The following is a 5,253-nucleotide window of genomic DNA, read 5'->3' as shown; positions in this document are numbered from 1 at the left end:
GGTGGCGACCACGACGCGCGGCGCCTCGAAGCGTCCGGCCGCAGTGCGCACGCCGGCCACGCGCCCGCCGCGGATCACCGGCCCGTGCACCTCGACGTGCTCGCGCACGTCGATGCCGAGCTGCTGCGCCTCGCGCGCGAGCGCCTGCATCAGCCGCGGGTTGCGCACCTGGGCGATCTGCGCCATCCACAGCGCGCACTGCTGCTGGCGGGCGAGGCGTGGCTCGATGCCGCGGGCATCGGGCGGGGTCAGGGCTTCGAGGCTCGCGGCCTGCGCGACGGCCCAGGTGCGCGCGGCTTCGGTTTCGAGGCCGCCCAGATACAGCATGCCGTTCGGCGTCCATTCCGGATCGATGCCGGTCTGCGCATGCAGGCCGGCGGCGAGGGCTGCGAACGCGCGCTGGCTCCAGCCGGCGAGCGCGTTGACGGCCGGGTCGTAGCGCCACGGGTACAGCGGCGACAGGATGCCGCCGCCGGCCCACGAGGATTCGCGACCGATGGCGCCGCGCTCCAGCACGACGAGTTTCAGGCCGGCGCGCGCCAGCAGCCGGGCGACCAGCAGGCCGCTGGCGCCGGCGCCGATGACGATGCAGTCGCACTGCGTGACCGGGAGAGTGCAGGCCGTGCTCAAGGCGGATTCTCCTCGCGGCGGATCGCGGCGGATGGATTCGGCGGGGCGCGCAGCTTTGCACCCATCGCCGTCCGGGAAAAGGGCTGCCGGGGTTTCAGTCGCCGACGGCGAGGATCACCGCGGCCGGCTCGAACTGCGCCCAGGCGGCAACGCCGGCCTGCAGGCCGAGCGCGGCGATCATGGCCGGATCGATGATGGCGAGCACGTGGCGGCTGGCGGCGATTGCGAGCGTCAGCTCCGCGCGCTCGCCGCCGGCATCGAGCTGCAGATGCTCGATGACGCCGTGCAGACGGTTGCCGCCGCTGCCGCCCCAGCCGGCGACCACGCCGATGCCGATCGCGGTCGCCTTGACCAGCACGTGCACCTCGCTGCCGTCGGTGAGGCCGAGTTCCTCGACGGCGTTCATGCTGAGCGCCGCCTGCACCGGCGCGCCGGCACCGATGTCGACCGTGACCAGCGCGCCGAAGCCGTGGCGCTCGATGCCGGTGACGTGGCCGCTCCACTGGTTGCGGGCGCTGGTGCGCAGGCGCGGCGGGCGCGGATGGGCGTCGAAGGCACCGAAGCCGGGGTAACGGGCGCCGAGGGTTTCGAGCATCGCCACGTAATCGCGCTCCAGCGCGCGGAAGGTCGCGACCACGCTGCGGCCGTAATCGGTCAGCTCGGTGCCGCCGCCCTGACGGCCGCCCTTCACGCGCACGACCAGCGGCTGTTCGGCGAGCTGGTTCATCGCATCGACCAGATCCCAGGCCGTCTTGTAACCCATGCCCATCGCCCGCGCGGCTTCGGCGATCGAGCGGCAGGCATCGATGCGCTCCAGCAGCGCAACGCGCCCGGGCCCGAGAAACGGTTTGCCACCGCGATCGAGCCAGAAACGGCCTTCGAGTTGCATTGAGTCAGCAGGGCTGCGGCTCACGGCCGGCTCCGCGCGCTGCAAACCGCATGCGAACCGGGGTTTTCGCGTCGCAAAGCCGACAAACGCGACCCGGGCGGTCGCAGTCGCGACATCGCTGCCGGCGGCCGCAACGGCAGGGCCGGCGCCGGGCCTGTGACGGGGAAAGTCAACGGTTTCAGCCTGATGCGATGCAGCATGAGCGATGGCAGATTTATTGTATTGGTACGGATATAGAAAACCGGACCGGGAGGCCTTTCATGACGTCGGTGATGCCGGCAGCAGCGGATGTCCGCGTACCCGCACTGCGGCTCGACGGCCGGGTGCTGCGACCGCTGCGCCTCGATGCCGGGGCCTTGCAGGGGCTGGTGCAGCATACGGTAGTGCGCCGGGCATTGAGCTGCGCAGCCCGCAGCCTCGACCCGGCCGTCGGCCTGCGCTGCTGGCAGGGCGTGCGGCTGACGGCACTGCTCGAACTCGCCGGCCTGCAGCTCGATCGCCAGCGCGAGCGCGGCGGGGTCTGCGTGCATGCGCACGGGCGGGATGGCTACGTCGCGAGCTTTTCCTGGAGCGAACTGTTCAACGGCCCGGCCGGCGGGGACGTGCTGGTGGCGCTCGGCGTCGACGGCATGCCGCTGCCGGCCGGGGATTCACCGCGGCTCATTGCCGCACACGACTGGCAGAGCAGCGCCCGGCTGGTGCGCGGACTCTGCCGCATCGAGGTTGCCGGACCGGTCGCGCTGCGACCGGATCCGGGCAGCGCGATGACCATGACAAGCAGAAGATGAGGGGAGCAGGGGACATGTACGCGATTCAGACACAGGGAGAGTTCCGGCACACCGAGGAACTCAGCATCGGCAACCGCCTGCCCGGGCGCATCGTCGAGATCGTGCGCGGCCCGGTGATGTCGGAGATCGAGCTCGACACCCAGGCCGGCATGGTCACGGCGGCGATCACGACCCGCAGCCTGCAGCGCATGCGTCTGGCCGAGGGCCAGGACGTGCTGGCGCTGATCAAGGCCACGGAGCTGGCGATCGAGAAGCCCGCGGCGGCCGAGGCGCTGCTCGCGAGCAGCTTCCGCAACCAGCTCGAAGCGCGCGTCGTCGCGCTCGAGGCCGGCACCGTGCTGACGGCGGTCGAGCTCGACACCGTCGTCGGCCCGCTGACCGCGGTGATCACGGCGCGCAGCGCCCGGCGGCTGAAGCTCGCCCCGGGGGATCAGGTGATCGGCGTGGTCAAGGCGACCGAGGTGGCGATCGCCCGCGAGGGCCGGCGGCGCTAGTCGCCGGCTTCGCAGTCGCTTCGCAGGCCCTGCTGCGCCGGACCTGCGCCGGCGCGGCGGCGCAGGTCCGGAAACAGGCCGGCAGGCGGCGGATCAGACGCCGACGATCACCGCGCTGGCCTTGACCAGCGCAAACGCCGGCGCGCCGACCACGAGGCCGAGCTCGGACGTGGCTTCCTGCGTGGTGGTCGCGGCGATGCTCAGGCCGCCGGTCGTGGTCAGCGTCACCTCGCTGCTGACCGCGCCGGTCTTCACGGCCGAGACCGTGCCGGTGAACACGTTGCGGGCACTGAGCCGGCCCGGCTCGCCGGTGCCGAGCACGACCGCGCTGGCCTTGAACAGCGCCACACAGGGCTTGCCGGCGGCGAGGCCGAGGTCAGCGGCGGATTCGCTGGTCAGCGTCGCCTTCAGCGTGTCGGCGTCGTTGATCGCGATCGTGACTTCGGTGCTGACCGGGCCGCTGCGGACTTCGGAGACGGTGCCGGTGTACTGGTTGCGGGCGCTGAGCTTCATCGCGGGTTCTCCTGCTGGGTTGGGGAAGCGGCATCGATCGGCGCCGTGGCTGCGTATCCGTCGTGCAGGACGGCAGGATGCAGGCGCCCGGATCACCGGGCAGGCAGCGTGCCAGTTCCATCGGACGATCCAGAAAAGGCATGCCGATTGCTTGGAGATGACCGGACACCGGCGCAGCCGGTGGCAGAGGCCGTGATGCAGCCATCGTTTCGCCATCGATATATCCAACAGGATATCGAAATTTCGGAGCATGGCGTTTATCGTCGCAACCGGGTCTGCCGCCGCCGGGCTGCCGGCCGGCTTCGTGTCGCAATGCCGACGAACCCGACACGTGCTGCAGCGCAATGAAGCCTTTCCGACAGGCCGGAACCCCGACTGGAGCGTGATGATGAGGCGTATTCCCCCGAAGGCTGCCGCTGCCCTGCTGCTCGCCGCGACGCTGCCGGCGACGGCCGCCGAGCTGACCGTCTCGGTCGCGGCGAGCATGACCAATGCCTTCACCGAACTCGGCAAGGCTTATGAGGCCGCGCATCCGGACACGAAGCTCGTCTTCAACTTCGCGGCTTCCGGGCCGCTGCTCGCGCAGATCGTGCAGGGCGCGCCGGTCGACCTGTTCGTGTCGGCCGATGCCGAGACCATGGACAAGGCCGGGGCCGGCGGACACATCGACCCGGGCTCGCGCACCAGCATCGCCGGCAATGCGCTGGTGCTGATCGTGCCGCTCGAGTCGAGGCAGGCACCGAAGTCGCTCGCCGATCTCGGCAGCCCCGCCGTGCAGCGCATCGCGCTCGGCAATCCGGCCTCGGTGCCGAACGGCCGCTACGCGAAGGCCGCGCTCGAGGCCGCCGGGCTCTGGGAGACGCTGCAGCCGAAGTACGTCTACGCCGAGAACGTCCGCCAGAGCCTGAGCTACGTGACCCGCGCCGAGGTCGAGGCCGGCTTCGTGTTCGCGACCGATGCCGCGCTCGAGGCCGGCAAGGTGCGCGTCGCGTTCCCGGTGCCGGTCGCCAAGCCCATCCTCTACCCGATGGCGATCGTCGCCGGCAGCAAGGAGAAGGACGCGGCAGCGGCCTTCCTGCGGTACGTGCAGTCGCCGGACGGCCAGGCCGTGTTCGCGCGCTACGGCTTCACGAAACCCTGAGGGCGTGCACGGTGATGGACGGGGCTGACTGGACGCCGCTGTGGCTGTCGCTGAAGGTCGCGGGCTTCGCGACGCTGTTCGCGGTGCTGCTCGGCGTTGCGATCGCGCTGCCGTTCGCGCGCCGGCGCTTCTTCGGGCGCGACACGCTCGACGCGATCCTGACGCTGCCGATGGTCATGCCGCCGACCGTGCTCGGTTACTACCTGATCGTCGCCTTCGGCCGCCAGAGCTGGCTCGGCGCCTGGCTGGAGGAGCAGCTCGGCCTGCGCCTGATGTTCACGTGGCAGGGCGCGGTGCTGGCCGCGACCATCGTCGCCTTCCCGCTGGTGTTCAAGAGTGCGCGCGCGGCCTTCGAGGGCGTCGAGCGCACGCTGGAGAACGCCGCGCGCACGCTCGGCGACACCGAGGCGCGCGTGTTCTTCCGCGTCACGCTGCCGGTGGCGATGCGCGGCATCGTCGCCGGCACGCTGCTCGCGTTCGCGCGCGCCCTCGGCGAGTTCGGCGCGACGCTGATGATCGCCGGCAACCTGCCGGGGCGCACGCAGACGCTGTCGATGGCGGTCTACGACGCCGTGCAGGCCGGCGACCAGGCCCGCGCCAACGCGCTGGTGCTGCTGATTTCCGTGGTCTGCATCGCAGTCCTCGTCACGTCGGCGCGCCTGCTGACGCCGCGTTACTGAAAGCCTTTCCGATGAAGGAGTCCGCCATGTCCGCCGCCGGCTGCCCGACCCTGGACATCGACATCGACGTTCGCCTGCAGGCGCGGCGGCGCGAATTCCTGCTGAACGTGCGCTTCGA

Annotated in this window: 7 protein-coding genes; 4 read left to right on the top strand and 3 right to left on the bottom strand. The window is 71.0% G+C overall.

Annotation, left to right across the window (positions count from 1 at the left end; all coding sequences use genetic code 11):
* Together PKE44_RS14640 and PKE44_RS14635 are read right to left on the bottom strand one after the other, a co-directional pair.
* A partial coding sequence (locus tag PKE44_RS14640) for an FAD-dependent oxidoreductase (protein ID WP_324552467.1) occupies nucleotides 1-630 on the bottom strand: 630 nt, incomplete at its 3' end.
* Nucleotides 631-724: 94 nt separating this feature from the next.
* Nucleotides 725-1,543, bottom strand: a complete 819-nt coding sequence (locus tag PKE44_RS14635) for a TOBE domain-containing protein (RefSeq protein WP_324552465.1) — start codon at nucleotides 1,541-1,543, stop codon at nucleotides 725-727.
* A gap of 236 nt (nucleotides 1,544-1,779) precedes the next feature.
* Between PKE44_RS14635 and PKE44_RS14630 the strand changes: the two genes are divergently transcribed.
* Entirely contained in the window at nucleotides 1,780-2,307 is a 528-nt protein-coding gene (locus PKE44_RS14630) for a molybdopterin-dependent oxidoreductase (RefSeq protein ID WP_324552463.1), read from the top strand.
* 14 nt (nucleotides 2,308-2,321) lie between these two features.
* A complete protein-coding gene (locus tag PKE44_RS14625; RefSeq protein ID WP_324552461.1) occupies nucleotides 2,322-2,801 on the top strand; it encodes a TOBE domain-containing protein in 480 nt (159 codons plus the stop codon).
* 93 nt (nucleotides 2,802-2,894) lie between these two features.
* Here PKE44_RS14625 and PKE44_RS14620 read toward each other — a convergent pair whose 3' ends face one another.
* On the bottom strand, nucleotides 2,895-3,314 hold the full coding sequence (locus tag PKE44_RS14620) for a TOBE domain-containing protein (RefSeq protein WP_324552460.1): 420 nt from the start codon (nucleotides 3,312-3,314) through the stop codon (nucleotides 2,895-2,897).
* Nucleotides 3,315-3,702: 388 nt separating this feature from the next.
* On the opposite strand from PKE44_RS14620, the gene modA reads away from it, so the two are divergent.
* On the top strand, nucleotides 3,703-4,455 hold the full coding sequence (gene modA / locus PKE44_RS14615) for a molybdate ABC transporter substrate-binding protein (protein ID WP_324552458.1): 753 nt from the start codon (nucleotides 3,703-3,705) through the stop codon (nucleotides 4,453-4,455).
* A 14-nt stretch (nucleotides 4,456-4,469) separates the two neighbouring features.
* A complete protein-coding gene (gene modB / locus PKE44_RS14610) occupies nucleotides 4,470-5,135 on the top strand; it encodes a molybdate ABC transporter permease subunit (protein ID WP_324552456.1) in 666 nt (221 codons plus the stop codon).
* The last annotated feature ends 118 nt before the right edge of the window (nucleotides 5,136-5,253 follow it).

The sequence above is a fragment of the Plasticicumulans sp. genome (assembly GCF_035331805.1).
Classification (GTDB): Bacteria; Pseudomonadota; Gammaproteobacteria; order Competibacterales; family Competibacteraceae; genus Plasticicumulans.
This window is presented reverse-complemented; position numbering and strand designations above follow the sequence as displayed.

Coding starts and splice junctions, on each gene's coding strand:
- PKE44_RS14630 (WP_324552463.1), top strand. CDS start 1,780: ATGACGTCGGTGATGCCGGCAGCAGCGGATGTCCGCGTACCCGCACTG.
- PKE44_RS14625 (WP_324552461.1), top strand. CDS start 2,322: ATGTACGCGATTCAGACACAGGGAGAGTTCCGGCACACCGAGGAACTC.
- PKE44_RS14620 (WP_324552460.1), bottom strand. CDS start 3,314: ATGAAGCTCAGCGCCCGCAACCAGTACACCGGCACCGTCTCCGAAGTC.
- modA (WP_324552458.1), top strand. CDS start 3,703: ATGAGGCGTATTCCCCCGAAGGCTGCCGCTGCCCTGCTGCTCGCCGCG.
- modB (WP_324552456.1), top strand. CDS start 4,470: ATGGACGGGGCTGACTGGACGCCGCTGTGGCTGTCGCTGAAGGTCGCG.